Source organism: Vallitalea sediminicola, from assembly GCF_054408565.1.
In genome coordinates this window covers 160,054-180,544 of record NZ_BTPT01000001.1, presented here as the reverse complement: position 1 = coordinate 180,544, position 20,491 = coordinate 160,054, and the positions used below count along the sequence as shown (strand labels likewise).

Here is a 20,491-nt window from a genome sequence, read left to right as displayed (position 1 = left end):
TTGATTATATTGATTTCTATCTTCTGCTATGTCATTAGAACTACTTTTAGAGAATTATCTCCCTTTTCTGCTATTTCAAAAGCCTTTTTCCATTCTTCTAATGGTAATTTATGAGTTACTACACCTTCTGTAGGTAACTTACCATTACCAATCCATTCAATGACTGGTTCATAACAATATGGACTAAGGTGAGCACCATATAGATTCAACTCTTTTCTATCACTTATGATACTCCAATCCGCAGTTGCTAAGTCTTTGAACACACTGAATTCAACGAATGTACCCATTTTTCTAATAGCTTCTAATCCTTGTTGTACACTCTTTGGATGTCCAGTTGCTTCTATATAGACATCACATCCATAGCCTTCTGTCAATTCCATTATTTTTTCTATCACATTCTCTTTGGCTGGATTCATCACCATATCAGCACCAAATTCTTTAGCTAAATCTAAACGGTCATCTTTTAGGTCTAATACAATCAACAATTCAGGATTTTTTTGTTTGATTGCTCCAACCATTCCAAGTCCAAGTGTTCCACAACCTGATAATACAACGATATCTTCATTTCCTATGTTTCCTCTATCCACACAATGTTTTGAACAAGCATATGGTTCAATCAATATAGCCTTTTCTATTGGAAGATCTTTTGGAACATGGTAATTCAATGACTCTTTTGGAAACTTCATATATTCTGCCATGCCACCATTAACGTTATTTTGGAATCCATATACATCATGCTTTTGGCACATCCAATGTCTTCCTGTCTTACAGAATTTACATTCCCAACAAGGAACAATCTGTTCAGATATAACCCTATCACCCATTTTGAAATCACCTTTTACATTAGATCCCATTTCTACAATGGTCCCAATGAATTCATGTCCTGGAATCATAGGTGCTTTTATGTAGGCTGGATTTCCTTCTCCACCCCAGAAACTAGGTGCTCCATGATATGCTTTTATATCTCCTGCACAAACACCACAAGCTTCCACTTTTATAATGATTTCTCCTTCTCCTGCTCTCGGAACATCAACCTCTTCCAAGCGATAGTCCATAGGGGCATAAGCTACTAATGCTTTCATCTTTTCAGGTAAATTTGACATAATGATCCTCCTTTAAATTATTTATGGATTTATTCTTTCTCCTGTTTCCATATCAAACAAATGTGTTTTTTCTGCATTGACTTCTAATTTTATGATATCTCCTTGCTTATATCTTATTTCTTCAGTTGTTATAAGCGTAAGGAATTCTTGCCCGACTCTTATACTTATACGTCTTTCTTCCCCTAGATTCTCAAATACCGATACCTTAACTTTTGAACCTTTGCTATCCTCATTTCCAATAAGTAGGTCTGTAGGTCTTACACCCAATTTTACTGTCATACCTTCCTTAACAATGGATTGATACCTTTTTGGAACTCCAATCCTCACATCGCTTCCTTTGAAATCAAAAAACAGCTCCTTATCATGTTTTGTTATATCTACCGTCATAAGATTCATGGGAGGTTCCCCAATGAAACCAGCTACAAATTCATTGACAGGATTATCATATACTTCTAAGGGTGATCCAAATTGTTGTAATTTTCCGTCTTTCATAATCGCAATTCTATCTGCAAGAGACATAGCCTCCAGCTGGTCATGAGTAACAATTATGGTTGTACATTTAATTTCTTTATGTAACCTTTTTATCTCTGTCCTAAGAACCTGTCTCATTTTTCCATCCAAGTGGGATAATGGTTCGTCCAGTAATAGTAATTTGGGTTTCCTTACAATGGCTCTTGCAATATTGACACGCTGTTTTTGTCCTCCGCTAAGACCAACTGGTCTGCTCTCCAACAAGTCATCTACTTTTAATATAGGAGCTATTCTCATAATTTCTTTATGTATTTCTTCTTCATCAACTTTTTTAGCTCTTAGATTAAAAGCGATATTGTCATATACATTAAGTGGTGGATACAAGGCATAATCTTCAAAAGCTAAACCAATATGTCTTTCCTTAGGGTGTAAATCATTGACTTTAGTCTCTCCAATAAAAATCTCACCACTAGTAATATCCTCAAGTCCTGCTATCATACGTAAAGTTGTTGTCTTTCCACAACCTGAAGGACCAAGTATCCCAATAAATTCCCCATCTTTACATTCTAGACTATAATCATTAACTGCATAATCGTTTTGCTTCTTTTTCTTGTTATTATCATATCTTTTATAAACATTCTTCAGTATCAACTTTGCCATTATGCCATCCCCTTTATCAGCCTCTCTTGATTATTTCTAATAATAAATGTTTTATCTTCATTATTAAAAAACAGAGCATTCTTCATATCTATCTTTATATAAATTTCAGAATCCAATGATGCATTAAGATTATTGGGAGCAATTAATCTGATGAGTTCATCATTAACATTAACTATCAAGACAGATTTATTACCAATAGGTTCTAGAGTATAGACCAGCCCCTTGATATAATCATCATCTTCCTTACTGAAACTATAACTGATGTTAGTTCCTCTAATCCCCAAATCTATTACTTCATTATTTTGTTCAGCAAGTATTTCTATTACTTCATCTGCTAAATCAAATAATTTTTCTTGTCCTAGCATATTGACCTTTAATATTCCATTATCATTCACTAACTTAGCATTGAATATATTTATCTCTGGTTCTCCAATCAGTCTTGCAACGAATTCATTCGCTGGTGTATAATACACTTCATCCGCTGTCCCTATTTGTTCAATAGCACCATTATTTATGATACCTATCCTATCCCCCAGGCTAAGTGCTTCGAGATAATCGTGGGTCACGTAGATGGTTGTAGTATTAAAACTTGACTGCATTTCTTTAAGTTCAGCTCTCATGAAATGTCTCAGCTTAGCATCAAGGTGTGCCAATGGCTCATCCATCAAGAATACATTTGGCTCTCTGACTAAACATCTCCCAAGTGCCACACGCTGTCTCTGCCCATTACTCAACTGACTTGGTAATCTGTCCATCAAATGATCAATCTTCATCATGGAAGCTACTCTGTAGACTTCTTTTTTTATGAACTCTTCATCCTTTTTATACAGAGGACTTCGCATAGGAGACGCTATATTATCATAAACAGATATATGAGGATACAGAGCATAATTCTCGAATACCATAGAAACATTTCTTTTTGCTGGTTCTACTAGATTAACAATATCATCATCTATTTTCACTAATCCATCATTAGGAAATTCTATTCCTGCTATTGTCTTTAATATGGTTGTTTTTCCTGCACCTGCTGGACCAAATAAAACAAAGAACTCTTTATCTTTAACTTCTAAACTTATATTATCTAGTGCAGTAACTTTGTTAAATTTTTTTGTTATATTATTTAATTCAATATGAGCCATGAATTCATCTCCTTATCCTTTTACCGCTCCAAAACTTAAACCTCTTACTAGATGCTTTTGAATGATTAAGGCTAATATCACCTCAGGCAATGCTGCTATTGTTGATGCTACTGCCATTTGTCCATAATGTACTGTATCTGAAGCAATATATTTTAATGAAGCTACTGTAACTGTTTCAATCTTAAACCCATTCAATAATAACGGGAATGTAAAACTATTCCACGCAAATATAAATGAAAGAAGTGCCGATGCCACTAACCCAGGTTTAATCAATGGTAATAGTATTTTCCAGAAAACATGGTACCATGAATAACCATCAAGCTGTGCAGCTTGTTCAACTTCTACTGATATATCTTCAAAATAACCTCTAAGCACCCAGATCAATAAAGGCAGTGTGATCAATTGATAAACCCAAATCAACCCGAAGTAAGTATCATAAATACCTAATTTTTGATATATCATAAATAATGGTAGAATAACTAGAATTTCGGGAGCAAATCTAAATGATAATATTGTAAAAGCTAAATCTTCTTTTTTCTTGAAGTTATAACGTGCAAGGGCGTATGCCGCCGGAACACCTACTATGACCGATATAATTACCGCACCACTACTTACAATAATATTATCCAAGAATGCCTTAAAATAATTTGTTTTCAAAAGTACTTCCACATAGTTGTCAAGGGTAGGTTTAAATAAAAAAGTAGTAGTATACATTTCTGTATCACTTTTAAAAGTAATAATTAACATCCATAATAATGGAAACAATGCAAATATTGCATATAGTGCTAATAAAGTATTTCTTCCAATTTTGCCTAAAATACGCATTCTACGTCTATCCATCTTAATCCTCCTCTAGTTACCAGATGCATTTTTTTGAACACTTAGCCATTTACCGACCAATTTTTTGCTGATGATATATATAAGAACCCATAAGAACAACACATACGGTAAAGACTTTCCAAGTTTCAAAAATGCAAATCCTGTGTTATATCCAGTTATGGAGAGATTCATAAGTGTATCCCCCGGTCCTCCTTTTGTAAGAGCAAATATAATGGAAAATTCTTGTAATGAAGCCATTAATCTAAAGATAAGAGCAATGTACATAAATGGTTTCAACATAGGTAATGTCAATGTTTTAAAGGTAAACCACGCTGAACCACCATCAATTTTGGCTGATTCAAAGGGTGATTTTGGTAATGATTGAATACCTGCCAGAATTAATATGATAACAAAAGGTGCGTACACCCATATATCTATAACTGTGGCTGTAAACATTGCGGTCTCTGCTGATGAAGCCCAAGGAAAATTGTATATCCCAAATATATTTAAGAATTTTTCTAAAATACCGACAGATGTGTTTGTCATTAATTGCCATATTAATGTAGCAATTACAGGAGCAATCATCAAAGGGAATATTAGAACAACTTTTAGTATTTTAGTAAAACGGCTTGATCTACTTAGCAATAATGCTATTCCTAAACCCAATAACATTTCTGAACCCGTAGTAAACAATGCATATTTTCCAGTAACTAATACCGCATGCCAAAAATCTCTATTAAGAAACATCTCTGTCCAGTTTTTCAGTCCAACAAAATCGTATGTAGGGCTTCTAAAAGAAAAATTAGTTAAGGAATAATATATGGCAATACCAAATGGATAGAGTATTCCTATAGTAATCAATAGTGCTGGTAGCATGATTAGATAAGGTCTAGCTTTAACTAGAAATGGAATTTTCGTATAACGACTATTATTGATAATTTTTTCATTCTGTGTACTCATTGTTAAGTCCCCCTGTTTAATACAAGGAGGATTGCTATCCTCCTTGATTAGTAATGTTAGACTATTTTACCTCGATGTCTTCTACGGTTTTATTGATTTTCTTTTGTAATGCGTCCAAACCTTCTTGAGTTGAACCATATTTACCTGCCACAATCTCTTGTAATGTAGCTGCCCATTCAGTTGTAGTCTCAAAGAAATGAGGTTGTGGTGTAAATTGAATGGTTGTACCATCTATAGTCTCTTTAAATACTTCTGCATACCCATCAGCTTTATCTAGTACTTCAACGAAATCAGGGTGTTCAAATACTGATTGACGTGCTGGATTAACTACTTTTGCATTCACTGATGCCCATAAAGAATATTCTTTTCCTGTAAAATATTGTAAGAATAACCATGATGCTTGTTTATGTTTTGATTCCTTGTTCATAGCTAATGCCCAAGTCCATAGGTTAGAATTAATTTCTGTTTTTCCTTCAGGTAATGGTGCACTGACCCATGAAATATTTCCAGCTTCTTTTGATGCTCCTTCTGGATTTTGGAAATAACTAACAACATCTGCATCAAATAACATAGCAGCTTTTCCTGCTCCTAGGTCTGCTGATGCTTGATACCATGTATAACTTGACCATGAAGGAGATCCACCAGATCTAATTAGATTAGCCCACATATCTGTCATTTCAACAGCTTCTTTGGAATTGACTTTGGAAACTAATTTTCCGTCTTCTATCTCAAAATCTTTTGCTCCATAGTTAATAAAAGTAGACATGTATCCCGGATGAATGGTTGCCCAGTTTCTTGAACCTCTAAGAGCTAGTCCATATGTTCCTTTACCATCAAATTCATTTAACTTAGTTGTTACTTCCAATAATTCTTCCATAGTTTTAGGTGGTTTTAATCCCTGTTCTTCAAATACTCTTTTGTTATACGCCAAAGTATAAGCTTCAAATCCCATAGGAAGTGCCCATTGAGGACCTGTCCCTGTCTTATGTCCTGGTACTAAATCCCATCTTAACGCTCCTAATATTCCTGAATAGAAATCATCAACATTATAATCACTTGCTGTCATATTAGGATCATCAATGAATTCACTTAGATCTTGTATATATCCTGGCGGTGCATATTCCCATATCTGATATGCTCCAGTCATAAATATATCAGGATCACCTGAACGACTATTTAAAGAAGTTGTTACCTTATCGAAATAATTTTCTTCTGGAGTTATAGAGTAGTCTACTTTAATTCCTGTCTTCTCCTCAAAATCAGGAATTTTTTTAATAACTGCTTCTGCGTAAGGATGTTGATTAAAAAGGATTTTTATTTCTTCTCCCTTAGCCATGTCCCAGCTAAATCCAGTTTTCTTTGCATCTTCTATAGCTTTCTTAGTAGAATTATCGGATTGATTTGATGTTCCATTCGTATTTTTACCACCGCAACCCGTTAAAGAAAATAAAAGAACTAAGATTAATCCAAAACTAAGTAATCTTTTCCAAATACTTTTAATCATACCTTTTCCTCCTTAATAATATATATTTCAGCTAAAATATAATACTTCTTCTGTAACAGAATCACCTTAGCAGTAGAAACTAACTGCCCCCTTCCTTTAATTTTTCTATTCAATAGTTAGAAGTATCAACCTAGCTAGAAATCTTATTACAATTATCATTCCTCATTAATTTAGTTATATCCATCATAATCGTCTAATATTTCATGGTAATTTTTATGGTTTTTGTTGCTATTTTCGACTGTTTTTTGTTTATATTTCACATTATACAGGTTAATTTTCTAAATTAAAATAAATAATCCTTTTATTTTTTATAATATCTTTTGATAAAAAATTAACATTATCAAAACAAATTATATTTTTTTATATAATAAAAAAAACTACTAAATTATTTTTAATAAATGACAAAATAATTTAGTAGTTTATAATAATATTCTTTTTACATATTCGATTTCCTATAATCTTTACAGGTCATTCCTGTGATATCTTTGAATACTTTACTATAATAATAAGGATTGTCAAATCCAACTTTTTCTGCTACTTCATAAATTTTATAATTGGAATCCATTAAAAATTTCTTTGATTTTTCTATACGCATGTTGGTCAGAAAACTACTGTAATTAATTCCGGTCTCTTGTTTGAATAGCAGACTTAAATAACTTTTACTTATTTGAACATGATTGGCTACTTCTGATAATGCTATATCTTTATTATAATTATTTTTTATATATTCAATTACTTTTGAAATGATATAAGAATATTTATTGGATCTATTGTTCTTATTGAATTTAGTTATCTCATGGTAAATATCGATTACATATTTTTTTACCATTCCAAAACGATAAAGATGCTCAAAATTATCATAATTGAATTTGTTTTCATTAAGAGCGTTTCCGCTATTAAGATGCAATTCTTTTGAAATAAATTTTGCTTGGCTTAAAAAGTCAATAAATATATCTTTGACAAAATGAATATTCTTATAACGATATAGTTCCTGGAAAACATTATGGATGTATTTATCTAATTCATCTACACTTAGAGTTTTAATGCATTTTTTCAAGATTGCTGAATCTATGACAGGACATTTTTCATCTTCAATAATCATATTTTCATCATACAATACAATATCTTGGGAATCATCAAAAAACGAATATTGTAATGCAACAGTTGTCTGATCATATAATCTAGGAAGGTTATTCACATTATCATCAATTTTACTGATACCTATATCTAAACATACCTCTAAAAATTGCTGAACTGATTTTCTCATTTTTTTAACTAAGTAAATAATCTTTTCTTTTGCATCAACATTTCCTTTACTACAATCTAGATTGAATAGATAGGTCATACTGTTGTTCTTCACAAAATAAAAGAATTTTATTTGGCTTTCTGAAATAGTATTGTTTGAAACAGTAATTACTGTTTTCAGTAATTCTTTTATATCCATATATCTAGAAGCTATAACATCATCAATGTAAATTTCAGAAGTTACTACAACAAATGATTCTAACTCTAGGGTTATACGACTATTTTTTAGTATAGACTTGAATTCTACTTCTGAGTCAATTTTTCCAGTTAAGATCTTCTCTATATTTCTTTCACTATATGTACTATTACCAGTCTTATTCTTATTAACTATACTTTTTTTTCCATCTTTTTTTATTTCATCGTGAAATTTATTTAAAATATTTAATAAATTAGTAGGTGATAAATTAGATTTCAAAATATATTCAGAGGCGCCTAGAGAAATAGCTTCTTTTGCATAACTAAAATCATCATAATGAGTGAGTATAACAGCTTTTAATGATGGTTTTTTATCTTTTAGAATTTGTATAAGTTCTAGTCCATTAATTATTGGCATTTGAATATCTGTTAATAGAATATCAGGATTAAATTTATCAAAAAGCTCTATAGCTTCTTTGCCGTTTTTAGCTTCCCCTACGATAATATAACCATTTTCTTCCCAATTAATGGTTGTCCTAAGTCCAACTCTAACTAAAAATTCGTCATCTGCAATTAGTATTTTTTTCATATCTCACCCCAAACAAAATTTTAATGAAATTATATGCTATAATATGATATAATTATAGCATATTTGACATAAACTGCAATCCAAAAATGTTTCCACACCAAAAAATTATCCAATTAATCGTCTTAATTCGTTTTTCATATGTAAGTTTTATATTATAACTCCATAAGTTGAATTAAATAATGAACTGATTATGAAAGAGGTATCTCAATGAAAAAAATAACTATTAGGAGCAAATTATTTTTATCAATATGTTCACTAACGACCCTATCATTGATATGTATCAGCTATGTAGTATATGTACTTTTTTTCCAAGCCCTTAAAACAAATGAAATACAATATTCCATTCAATCATCAAATGAAACAAAACATAACATTGAATTATTCCTGAAATTGGTAACAAATACTTCTACGCTTTTATCATCTAATGAAGATATATTAAATGAATTAAAGAGAAATATATCACCTAATGACACCGAAAAAGCTATGATAGAAAATGAAATCAATACTATGCTTAAAAGTATTATCAGTGTGAATGAATTCATAAAGGGCATATATATAATAGGACATGATAGTCAGTTTTTTACAAGCGATTGGGCTATTCGTGAAAATCAGTTAAGAGAAAAATATGATTCCATGCTGAATAAGGACATGTCCCTGGAAGAATTCTATACAAGTATTCATCCAAATACTTACCATCTATTCTCAGAATTATATGTTATTTCATATGTAAAACCAGTATTTCAATTTCCTTCAGGAGAAAATCTGGGAACTATAATTATTGATATCAACTATAATTATCTTGAAGAAATATTTACCATATCTTCAATTGAAAATAGTGAAAAAGTAATTGTAATAAATAGCAAAGGAGAAACCATTTTCACCTTTCCTTATAATGTGAGATTAGATAATGTAATTGAAGAGAATCCTGAACTATTAACCCTTGAAAAAGCAGAATTAAATACTAAAGTTTTTGGAAAAGATAGTATCATAGTTTCTCAAGTAATTGATAATAGTGACTGGAAAATAATTACCATCAGAGCAACAGATAAAATTCATAAAAACACTAATTATCTTGGCTCTATAGCTATTACTATATTTCTTGTTGTAATCATTATTTCATTAATTGCTTCTTTTCTAGTATCTTCAGCACTAACTAAGCCTATTAAAAAACTCACAACAAAGATAAAATTAGTTGAGCAAGGCAATCTTAACGTTAGGATCAGAGTAAAAAGCAATGATGAATTAGGACAATTAAGTACTTCCTTTAATAATATGATCATTAAACTTAACGAATTGATTAATAAGATTGTAGATCAGCAAAAGAAAAAAGCTGATATGGAATTTAAGATTTTACAAGCTCAGATAAACCCTCATTTTCTTTATAACACACTAGATTCCATTAAATGGCTTGCTATCTTACAAAATGTAGATAATATAAGTGATATGGTCACCGCTATCATCAATCTCTTGAAATATAATATTTCAAAAGAAGATTTATCAGTAAAATTATCTGAAGAAATTGATAGCATCAAAAATTATATAACTATACAAAACTATAGATATGGTAATATTTTCAAGGTCAATTATTCTTTTGAAGAAAACACTTTGGATTGTATGGTTCTTCGTTTCATTCTACAACCAATTGTTGAAAATGCTATCTTTCATGGTTTTGAAAATCTAGATGATAATGGTATTATTGAAATTAAAGCTTCAATCATTGATAATAATCTCATTATAGAAGTTATTGATAATGGTACAGGAATGGATGAACAGACCTTAAATAATATAAAGAATGATAAACATCTCACAAAAAAATTTAGTGGTATCGGCATACAGAATATCCAAGAAAGAATACATCTATATTTTGGTAATCAATATGGATTATCTTATAGCAGCCAGGTCGGTAAAGGTACCAAAGTAACTTTAATCCTCCCGTATCAATCATCCGATAATTAAATAATCATAAAATAAACCTTGTAGTATCTAAGCACATTAGAATATTGGTCCATTCTCCTATATATGATGTACTGGTCATACCTACAAGGTTTATATTTATTGAATATATTTCTTAATTTTCTTAACTCTTTTCCTTAACTGCTTCTAGTTGGTTAATCAATTCTGGAATAATTTTATGAACATCACCAACTATACCTAAATCTGCTACTTCAAATATTGGAGCTTCTGAGTCTTTGTTGATTGCAATGATGTAGTCTGATTCTTCCATGCCTGCTAGATGTTGAATAGCTCCTGATATACCACATGCAAAGTATAGACTAGGTCTAACCGTTTTACCTGTTTGACCGACTTGATGGTCTTTATTAATCCAGCCAGCGTCAACAACTGCTCTAGATGCTGATACTTGCCCTTTTAGTTTTTTAGCTAATTCTTTTAATATAGTGAAGTTTTCAGCTTTACCAATCCCTCTACCACCAGATATAAGTACGTTAGCTTCTTCAATATTTATTTTTTCTTTTTCTTCTTTTACTACTTCTAGGATTTTATAAGTCATATCAGATTCATTAATCTCTATTGGGTATTGTTCTACTTCTCCTTCTTTTGAAGTATCCTTCTCTAGCTTTTGCATAACTCCTGGTCTTACGGTTGACATCTGTGGTCTATAATTAGGACATATGATTGTAGCTAATATATTACCACCAAAAGCAGGTCTTGTCATAAGCAGATTATTATTTTCTTCATCAATCTCTAGAGATGTACAATCAGCTGTAAGTCCTGTATGTATTCTAGCAGAAATTCTTGGAGCAAGATCTCTTCCTATAGCTGTTGCACCAAATAAGACAATCTCCGGTTTTTTATCATTAATAATTGTACTCATAGCTTTTGCATAAGGTTCAGTCATATATATTTCAAAAGCTTTATTATCGGCGTAGATAACTTTATCAGCTCCATAATAGATTAGTTGTTTTGTTTTATCTATCATATCATATCCAATCAATACAGCTGTCAATTTTTCACCAAGATTATCAGCTAATTCTCTTCCTTTTCCAAGAAGTTCTAAGGAAACTTTACTTACCATACCTTCTCTCTGTTCTACAAATACTATTACACCTTTATACTCACTAATATTCAATCTTGTACCTCCTTTCCAAGCTTACTATATAATATATTTTTCTTGTAATTTATCAACAATTATGCTAGCAGATTCTTGGTTATCAACTTCAAATACTTTTCCTGCTGTTTTAGCACCTTTTGTGAAGGATTTCTTAACTTTTGTAGGTGAACCCTTAAGCCCAATGGTTGAAGGGTCATCTATATCTAAATCATCTAATTTCCATACTTTTATCTCTTTTTCTCTATATGCATCAATTATTCCTTTTACTGACATATATCTTGGCTTATTCATTTCACTTAGGGTAGTGATTAAACATGGCATTTTGACTTCTATAATATGATATCCATCTTCAAAAGCCCTCTTCAGTATTAATTTGTCATCCTTCTTCATAAGATTCTCTACATAACTCACATGAGGTATCTTTAAATGTTCAGCAATCTGAGGTCCGACTTGTGCTGTATCCCCATCAATGGCTTGACGTCCCGCTATTATTAAATCATATTCAATTTTTTCTAATGCTTTGGATAGTGTAGTAGATGTTGCCCATGTATCAGCACCAGCAAAAGCTCGATCACTTAATAATATTGCTTCATCTGCTCCCATGGCTAAAGATTCTCTAAGCGCATTCTTAGCTTGTGGAGGTCCCATTGTTATTACAGTGACAACTCCTCCATATTCATCTTTTAAGGTTAGAGCTGCTTCAAGCCCTCTTTTGTCATCGGGGTTAATAATACTTGGTATACCATCTCGTATCAGAGTTCCTGTTTCTGGATTTATCTTAACTTCTGTTGTATCAGGAACTTGTTTTATACAAACAACTATATTCATTATCTGACCTCCCTTATCTTAGCAAACCAGTTGCTATTACCATTTTCTGAACTTCGGAAGTTCCCTCGTATATTTCAGTGATTTTAGCATCTCTCATCATTCTTTCAACTGGGTATTCCCTTGTATAACCATACCCACCGTGAAGCTGTACTGCTTTTGTAGTAACTTCCATTGCTGTTTCAGCAGCAAATAACTTCGCCATGGCTGCATGGAAACTATAGGGTTCATTATTATCTTTCGCTTTTGCAGCTCTATAAACAAGTAGTCTAGCAGCATCTATTTTTGTTTGCATATCTGCAATAGTAAATTGTGTATTTTGGAATTTTGATAAAGCTCTTTTGAATTGTTTTCTTTCTTTTACGTATTTAATAGTTTCATTGAGAGCACCTTGTGCTATTCCAAGAGCCTGTGCAGCAATACCGATACGTCCTCCATCAAGAGTTTTCATTGCAATGCCAAAACCTTTATTAAATCTGCCTAATAAATTTTGTTTTGGAACTTTACAGTCTCTAAAAATTAATTCACAAGTTGCTGAACCTTTAATACCCATTTTTGATTCTTTTTTTCCTACACTGAATCCTTCATAATCTTTTTCTACTATAAAAGCAGAAATACCTCTTGTACCTTGACTTTTGTCTGTCATAGCCATAATTATATAAATATCAGCAAATCCTGAGTTGGTGATAAAAATTTTCGATCCATTTAATATATAATAGTCATTTTCTAATTTGGCTGTAGTCTGCTGTGCTGATGCATCTGTTCCTGCATTAGCTTCTGTTAGTCCAAAGGCACCTAATAATTTACCTTCAGCTAATGGTCTAAGATATTTTTCTTTTTGTTCTTTTGTACCATATTCATATATAGGCCATGCACATAATGATGTATGAGCTGATACAATTACTCCTGTTGTTGCGCAAGCTTTTGATAATTCTTCTACTGCCATAGTATAAGCTAGGTTATCTCCGCCACTACCGCCTACTTCTTTTGGGAATGGAATACCGAGCATACCATATCTTGCAAGTTTTTCTACTGTTTCCACTGGAAATCTTTCTTCCTCATCTACTTCACCGGCTATAGGTTTAACTTCGTTTTCTGTAAATTCTCGATACATTTTTTGAAGCATTTCATATTCGTTGGAAATAGAAAAATCCATGTCTGATTCCTCCTTTTTGTTAAGGCACGAGAAAAAATAAACTAGTCACCTTACTCGTCCTTTGAATTCATTGATTCTATATAATCTATTTTTTATTTTGGGGGCATAACTGTTGCTATCCCTTTTAATACGATTGTACCTTCTTGATTAGTGCATATGGTATTTAATTTTATAATGTTTTTTTCTTCTTTTTTTTCTATTACTTCTACTTCTGCTTTTATAGTGTCTCCAAATCTGACAGGAGCGGTAAATTTGAGTTCTTGACCTAAATATATTGTACCTGGACCTGGTAATTGCATTCCAAGTACTGCTGAGATGAATCCGGCTGTTAGCATACCATGGACTATTCTGCCTTTGAATATAGATTTTTCTGCTTCAACTTGATTAATATGTGCAGGATTTTGATCACCTGTTATACCGGCATATAGATATACATCTGATTCGGCAATTGTTTTTTGGAATAAAGCTTTATCACCAATGTTTAGCATAGATATCGTTTTCCCTTTCATTATTTACCTCCTTGTGGTATTTTTTAACAAAGTTATTATGTTTTATATATTATTTGAACTTATTGGTATGGGTGTATAGATGTTTAAGTTCAATATATATATATGATAAATCCAATAGATGAAAAAAGCATCTAGTTAGATGTTATTTTATGGATAGTTAAGGTTTTTTTGTTATAGCTTTATTAATTGAATTGAATTTGTTGGGAGACTATTTATTTGTAATGGGTAGGGGGAAATTATCTTAATTTATAGGATGGGTGGGTAATTACTTATTAATACTTTTTGTTTGATAAGTGTTGGGGTGGGGTAGATTGTTAATTTATTATTAAAATGATGGGATATAGAATATTATTGAATATTAAAATATATAAATATAGGTGGTTTAATAGTGGAATGATTAGAAGTATTAATATATAAATATAAGTGGTTTAATAGGGGGAATGATTAGTGTGGTGCAAGTGGTATAGTATTCGTTTTACTTGCCTTTCTCCTGAAGGACCGGTCTGCGTAAAACGAATACTATACCACTTTTTGTTGAGTGTAATGATTTTTTAATTTATTTAGTTTTTTGTTGGATTCGGTAGTTGTCTAGTCGTTTGGTTAGACCTATTTGGTCTAGGTATTCTAGGAGGATTATGGTTTGTTTTCTTCCTATTTTGAGGGTATCTCTTACTTGTTGGACTGTTATTTTGTCGTATTTGGTGAAGAGGGCGTTAATAAGTTGTAATAAGTTATCGTAGTTAGTTTTATGGATGTAGGTGGTTTGGTTTAGTTTTATTATCTTGTTTATTTGTTGAAGAAACTTTAATTGGTGGTGTAGTTGGTTAGTATCAATATTGATTTCTAGGAGTTTTGTTATGTTTAGTCCTTGTAAGTAGGTTTTTAGTATTATGTGTTCTAGTTTGTTTATTTGATTGTCTTGATATATTTCTTCAACTCTTGTTTGTTTATTTATTATTATTTGGTCATCTGAGATGTTGATTATATTATTTTGGGAGTATAGGGTAATAAGTGTGTCAAATTCGTCTTTATTCCATTTGGGGAAGGTTTTTGTTCTTAGTGTTTCTTTGTTTATTGAGATACTGTATTCATTGGTTTTGTAGTATTCTTTTATTGATGTTATTATTAGTTCTTTGAAATAAATATAGGTTTCGTTACTGATATAGTATTTGTTTGTTGGTTTGATTATTTTTTGTTGATTTTGTAGGTTGGATAGTGATTGGTAGATAGTTTGTCGGTTAATGTATAGAGCTTTGAATATTTTGTCTATGGTAAATAGTTGATGTTTTTTTTGTAGTAGGTTCATTACTATTTGGGTTGGATTGGCTTCTTCAAGTAGGGAGAAGTAATTTATAGTTTGGTTTTGTAATTTTGGTGATTTGTGAGATAGTATTTTGCCTCCTCCGATAGTTATTACTGGGGTTAGTGAGCGTATTATGAATTTGTCTCCGAATACAGTTATTATTGGTTTGTCTAGTCTTATTCTGGCGTAGGCTTTTTGATTTTTTTCTATGTGGTCTTGTTGAATTAATTTTAATTTTCCTATAACTTCTGTTGTTCCTATGTGTATTCTAACTTTTTGATTGTGCTTTATGGTGTAGTCGTCTAGTAGATTATAGATTACGGTATCTATGGAGAGTGTAGGGGATAATTCTTGTGGTTTTCCTATTACATCACCACGGTTTATTGATGATTTTTCTACTTTGGATAGATTTATTGCGCATCTTTGACCAGCATAGGCTTTATTCATTTCGGAGCCATGTACTTGGATTCCTCTAACTTTTGAGTTTATTTTGTTTGGAAGTATTTCGATTAAATCATCTTTGGTTATTTTGCCACCTGTTATGGTTCCTGTTACTACTGTTCCATGACCTTTTATGGTGAATACTCTGTCTATGGGCATTCTGAATAGTTCGGCATTTCTCGTTTTATTTATTGTTTTGGATTGGTTAAGTATTATATTTTTAAGATTGTCTATACCTATATTTAGTTTGGATGATACTTGACAGATAGGTGAGTCTTTTAATGGTGTTTCTTTTATGTCAGTTTTTATTTTTGTTATTGTATTGTCAAGGTTTTCATTACTTATTAAGTCTATTTTTGTTATGACTATGATTATATTGGTTATGTCTAGCATAGCGAGTATGTTGATGTGTTCAATAGTCTGTGGCATGATACCTTCGTCTGCTGCAATGATTAGTAGTGCCATATCCATTCCAGTAGCACCTGATACCATTGTTTTTATTAATTTTTCGTGACCTGGTACATCTACGATTGAAAATATTTTTCCATCTAAATAAAAGGGGGCAAATCCAAGTTCAATGGTCATCCCTCTTTGTTTTTCTTCTTTTAATCTGTCTGTATCGTAGCCTGTCAGTGCTTTTACTAATTCTGTTTTACCGTGGTCTACGTGTCCTGCTGTTCCTATAATTAAATGTTCCATAATTTTCACCTTATATAATATTATTTATGTTTTGTATTGTATCTGATAAATGACGTATCAATTGATGTAATATATTTGTTTATTAATCTATGTATTTACAAGTTTTTGATCAACTTATTTTATGATACCACAGAACACTCTATAATTCACCTATCACCTATAAATTAAATGTTATATACAGTAGTACAGCATTGTAGTAAAATATAGAAACCCAAGTTTTATTGATAATGATTATAATATTCAATTGCAATTCATTGACATTTAGGTTGTAATTTGTTAAGTTATTATTATACAATTAAAATACAAAGGAGTTGTAGTGTTATGTTGGAGAATGATTATTACATAAGGCAGAAGGATAAACTTTCTAAATCAATAGAGAAATTCTTGAAACCAATTACACCTGAATTAATTGACATGTTTGGTAATAAAGAAGCTAGTGTAATTAAGCAAAAAGTCAGAAACGAGTATGATAAACTAATTCCTCAATTTCCTTATATTGGCGGTGATGATAACAACTTGACATCTACTCTTATACTATCCAGCTGGGGTCTAGCCTTGTATAAAGTATTGACCCAATATAATATTGAATTATATGATATTGGAAAATTAATCTATTTATCAATGACTAGACATTTTAACAAAATGCCTAGGTTTATAAGAAAAATCAAGGGTAAAAGAATGTTTTCCAAATCAAAAGTAAGAAAAATGAAGAGAAGAGCGTTTATATCCAGAGAGAAGAAATATCCTTATGATTGGGTATGGGAAGTTAATGATGGTGATAGTATTAATTATGACCTTGCAATAGATTATACTGAATGCGGTATAGTTAAATTTTTTCATGATCAAGATGCTGACGAATTAGTACCTTATCTATGCAATTTGGATTATGTTATTTTCAAGGCTCTTGGAATTGAGCTTCATCGTACTAAGACATTAGGCTGCGGCTGTGATTGCTGTAATTTCAGATTTATTAAAAATGGTACTCCTAAAGAACCATGGCCGCCATTTTTTGTTAATTCTGACCTTGATACAAATAATAAAATTAATAAACCAGCAAACTAGAATTTATAATATTAACTTGTCTTGTTATAAGCATTAAAATGACTCTGTTTAGATATTTCTACTACTAGACAGAGTCTCATTTATCATATTTAATTATAGTCATTCCCATCTATTAATAATCGTTCAACTTTCTATAATAGCTCTAAAAATGCGTTTGCGATAATTTCATAATCCTTTTTATTTATGGTTCTCATACTCATAATTATATCATTGTTCTTGATCTTGCATATAATAGGAACTTTATTTTCTCTTAATTTATCTTGTAATACATTAGTGCTTATTTTACTATTTCTGATATCTAGAGCCGCACCTTTTATTGTAACACCAGGCAAAGAACCACCACCAATAGGATTATATTCTTCTATAATATCAATATCTAGTTTATCACCAAGTTTATCTTTTATCATTTTTTTCAATATATTTGCTTCTTCTAATAATGTTTCGTAAGGCTTAGTTAACATATTGATAATTGGAATATTTTCTTTGACATCTCTATTTTCAATATATATTTTCAATACTTCCTGTAAGGCTATTAGAGACATCTTATCAATTCTAACCATTCGAGTTAGAGGATTGTCTTTTATTTTTTCAATTAATTCTTTTTTCCCAACAATTATTCCTGCTTGTGGACCTCCCAATAATTTATCTCCGCTAAAAGTTACTATATCCAAACCTTTTTTTACTTGGTCCATAACTGTTGGTTCATAAGGCAATTTAAAATCTTGTAAGTCAAGCAATACTCCACTTCCTAGATCTTCCATAGATATAATTTCTTTTTCATTAGCTAGTTTCACTAATTCTTCACCTGAAACCTCTTGGGTAAATCCTTCTATTCTGTAATTGCTTTTATGAACTTTTAATAATATTCTAGCATCTTCAGTTATAGCATTTTCATAGTCTCTTATATAAGTTTTGTTGGTAGTACCTATCTCTACCATCTTAGCCCCGCTTCGCTCTACTATCTCGGGGATTCGAAAACTGCCGCCAATCTCAACTTGTTCTGACCTAGCTACTATAACTTCTTTTTTAAGAGCTATAGTGTTGATGCACAAAAAAACTGCTGCGGCATTATTATTAACTACAAGTGCACTTTCTGCACCAGTCAACTTGGTTAGTAATTCTTCTACACTATCGTATCTAGAACCTCGTGTTCCATTAATCAAATCATATTCCAGATTACAGTAACTACTAGCCACATCATTAATTTTATCTACTGCTATTTGAGGCAAAGGAGCTCTTCCCATATTAGTATGAAGTATTATGCCTGTTCCATTAATCACTCTGCCCAATCTTTTTCTATCTGTCTTAATAACCCAATTCATTACATCCTCAATAATAACTTTGGAAATATCTACTTCTGTGATATTATCCTGTTCAATAGTCTCTGAGATTATTTTATTTCTATAATCATTTGTAACCTTGTTGATTATATCTTTTATAGTATTTCTACCTTTTAGTCCAACCAATTCTTTTATTTTAGTGTTCTCTAGAATATCATTTGTAGATGGGATTTTTCTAAGTATATCATTCACCAATTTTCAATCCTCCTTTCTATTATTCAACTTATAAAAAGTTAATAAAAAACTAAATAACTACACAATAATTCATTATAAAAAAACAAAGAGGGTATTATCCCTCTTTTAATAAACGTTTATAAATGTTTCACTTGCATCTTTTTCATGTAATTCACCAATAACACTTGCGCATAGACATTCTTCTTTATTAAGTTCCTTAACAAGCTGTTCTGTCTTATCTGCTGCAACTGATATAAGTAATCCACCCGATGTTTGCGGATCGTATAAAGCTGTTTCTAGACTATCTGATATATTTTCATTAATATTTACCCATTTGCCAAAATATGATTGATTAGATCTAGCACCACCTGGTACAGCATTTTCATCTATCAACTGTATTGTTTTATCAAATAGGGGAACTTTGGAAGAATCTATCTTTATATTAACATTACTTCCACTTGCTAATTCATAAGTATGACCTAATATGCCAAAACCAGTAATGTCTGTACAAGCATGTACACCAACTCTTTCCATAGCAGCTGCTGCTCCTTTGTTTAGTGTACTCATACTTTTGACTACTTCTTCTAATTCTTTTTCGGTAATCAAATCTTTCTTGAGAGCAGTAGTCAAAATACCTGTTCCTATTGGTTTTGTAAGTACTAAGACATCTCCTACTTGAGCTCCTGAATTAGTTAGTACTTTATCAGGATGAACATAGCCTGTTACTGATAGTCCATATTTCACTTCTTTATCCGTTACCGTATGTCCACCTACCAGGATTGCTTCTGCTTCTACAATCTTATCTGCTCCACCTCTTAGTATCTCCGCTAGAACAACTGGTTCTAGACATGTGGCAAAACATGCTATATTCATAGCTGTGAGAGGTCTTCCACCCATTGCATATACATCACTCAAGGAGTTAGTAGCCGCTATCTGTCCAAATGTATATGGATCATCTACTATAGGTGTGAAGAAATCAAGTGTTTGAATTAACGCATAATCATCTTTTATCTTGTAAACACCAGCATCGTCTGATGTACCTAATCCTACTATTAAATTGGGATCTAGTTTGTTCTCTTTAGTTTTCAATTGGCACAAAACTTGCGCCAAGTCCTGTGGACTTAATTTACTTGCTCAGCCAGCTTTTGATGACATTTGTGTTAAACGTATTTTATCTTTATCTGCCATAACGTGTCCGCCTCCAAAAAATATTGACGTAAATCTAAG

At 31.5% G+C, this 20,491-nt stretch carries 16 protein-coding genes; 2 read left to right on the top strand and 14 right to left on the bottom strand.

The genetic code is table 11. The features are described 5' to 3' along the window. Positions 1-26: 26 nt before the first annotated feature. From ACX6CF_RS00815 to ACX6CF_RS00785, 7 genes are all read right to left on the bottom strand, one after another. Complete coding sequence (locus ACX6CF_RS00815) at positions 27-1,103, bottom strand: alcohol dehydrogenase catalytic domain-containing protein (RefSeq protein ID WP_458783388.1); 1,077 nt, start codon at positions 1,101-1,103, stop codon at positions 27-29. Between the two features lie 21 nt (positions 1,104-1,124). Beyond that, complete coding sequence (locus ACX6CF_RS00810) at positions 1,125-2,234, bottom strand: ABC transporter ATP-binding protein (protein WP_458783387.1); 1,110 nt, start codon at positions 2,232-2,234, stop codon at positions 1,125-1,127. Continuing rightward, positions 2,234-3,373, bottom strand: coding sequence for an ABC transporter ATP-binding protein (locus tag ACX6CF_RS00805; protein ID WP_458783386.1), 1,140 nt, complete (start codon positions 3,371-3,373; stop codon positions 2,234-2,236). Before ACX6CF_RS00805 ends, ACX6CF_RS00810 begins: the two co-directional genes overlap by 1 nt. Before the next feature lie 12 nt (positions 3,374-3,385). Beyond that, complete coding sequence (locus ACX6CF_RS00800) at positions 3,386-4,213, bottom strand: carbohydrate ABC transporter permease (protein ID WP_458783385.1); 828 nt, start codon at positions 4,211-4,213, stop codon at positions 3,386-3,388. Between the two features lie 12 nt (positions 4,214-4,225). Further along, positions 4,226-5,152 carry a carbohydrate ABC transporter permease gene (locus ACX6CF_RS00795; RefSeq protein ID WP_458783384.1) on the bottom strand — a complete coding sequence of 309 codons (927 nt, stop codon included), beginning with the start codon at positions 5,150-5,152 and terminating at the stop codon, positions 4,226-4,228. Between the two features lie 61 nt (positions 5,153-5,213). Then, complete coding sequence (locus tag ACX6CF_RS00790) at positions 5,214-6,656, bottom strand: ABC transporter substrate-binding protein (RefSeq protein ID WP_458783383.1); 1,443 nt, start codon at positions 6,654-6,656, stop codon at positions 5,214-5,216. Between the two features lie 436 nt (positions 6,657-7,092). Further along, positions 7,093-8,685, bottom strand: coding sequence for a response regulator transcription factor (locus ACX6CF_RS00785; protein ID WP_458783382.1), 1,593 nt, complete (start codon positions 8,683-8,685; stop codon positions 7,093-7,095). Positions 8,686-8,892: 207 nt separating this feature from the next. On the opposite strand from ACX6CF_RS00785, the gene ACX6CF_RS00780 reads away from it, so the two are divergent. Continuing rightward, the gene (locus ACX6CF_RS00780) at positions 8,893-10,641 is read left to right on the top strand and encodes a histidine kinase (protein ID WP_458783381.1); all 1,749 of its coding nucleotides are present in this window, start codon (positions 8,893-8,895) and stop codon (positions 10,639-10,641) included. Between the two features lie 121 nt (positions 10,642-10,762). Here the strand turns inward: ACX6CF_RS00780 and ACX6CF_RS00775 are convergent, their stop codons facing one another. The 5 genes from ACX6CF_RS00775 to selB form a co-directional block, all read right to left on the bottom strand. Further along, positions 10,763-11,773, bottom strand: coding sequence for an electron transfer flavoprotein subunit alpha/FixB family protein (locus ACX6CF_RS00775; protein WP_458783380.1), 1,011 nt, complete (start codon positions 11,771-11,773; stop codon positions 10,763-10,765). Positions 11,774-11,797: 24 nt separating this feature from the next. After that, positions 11,798-12,583 carry an electron transfer flavoprotein subunit beta gene (locus ACX6CF_RS00770; protein ID WP_458783379.1) on the bottom strand — a complete coding sequence of 262 codons (786 nt, stop codon included), beginning with the start codon at positions 12,581-12,583 and terminating at the stop codon, positions 11,798-11,800. A gap of 13 nt (positions 12,584-12,596) precedes the next feature. Further along, positions 12,597-13,736 carry an acyl-CoA dehydrogenase gene (locus ACX6CF_RS00765; protein WP_458783378.1) on the bottom strand — a complete coding sequence of 380 codons (1,140 nt, stop codon included), beginning with the start codon at positions 13,734-13,736 and terminating at the stop codon, positions 12,597-12,599. Between the two features lie 92 nt (positions 13,737-13,828). Continuing rightward, positions 13,829-14,245 (bottom strand): MaoC family dehydratase, encoded by a 417-nt coding sequence (locus ACX6CF_RS00760; RefSeq protein ID WP_458783377.1) that lies wholly within the window; start codon positions 14,243-14,245, stop codon positions 13,829-13,831. Between the two features lie 556 nt (positions 14,246-14,801). Further along, positions 14,802-16,688 (bottom strand): selenocysteine-specific translation elongation factor, encoded by a 1,887-nt coding sequence (gene selB, locus ACX6CF_RS00755; protein WP_458783376.1) that lies wholly within the window; start codon positions 16,686-16,688, stop codon positions 14,802-14,804. A gap of 321 nt (positions 16,689-17,009) precedes the next feature. Between selB and ACX6CF_RS00750 the strand changes: the two genes are divergently transcribed. Continuing rightward, a complete protein-coding gene (locus ACX6CF_RS00750) occupies positions 17,010-17,750 on the top strand; it encodes an L-2-amino-thiazoline-4-carboxylic acid hydrolase (RefSeq protein WP_458783375.1) in 741 nt (246 codons plus the stop codon). A 131-nt stretch (positions 17,751-17,881) separates the two neighbouring features. Here ACX6CF_RS00750 and selA read toward each other — a convergent pair whose 3' ends face one another. Both selA and selD read right to left on the bottom strand, forming a co-directional pair. Further along, the gene (selA, locus tag ACX6CF_RS00745; RefSeq protein WP_458783442.1) at positions 17,882-19,282 is read right to left on the bottom strand and encodes an L-seryl-tRNA(Sec) selenium transferase; all 1,401 of its coding nucleotides are present in this window, start codon (positions 19,280-19,282) and stop codon (positions 17,882-17,884) included. A 108-nt stretch (positions 19,283-19,390) separates the two neighbouring features. After that, a complete protein-coding gene (selD, locus tag ACX6CF_RS00740; RefSeq protein WP_458783374.1) occupies positions 19,391-20,452 on the bottom strand; it encodes a selenide, water dikinase SelD in 1,062 nt (353 codons plus the stop codon). Between the last annotated feature and the right edge of the window lie 39 nt (positions 20,453-20,491).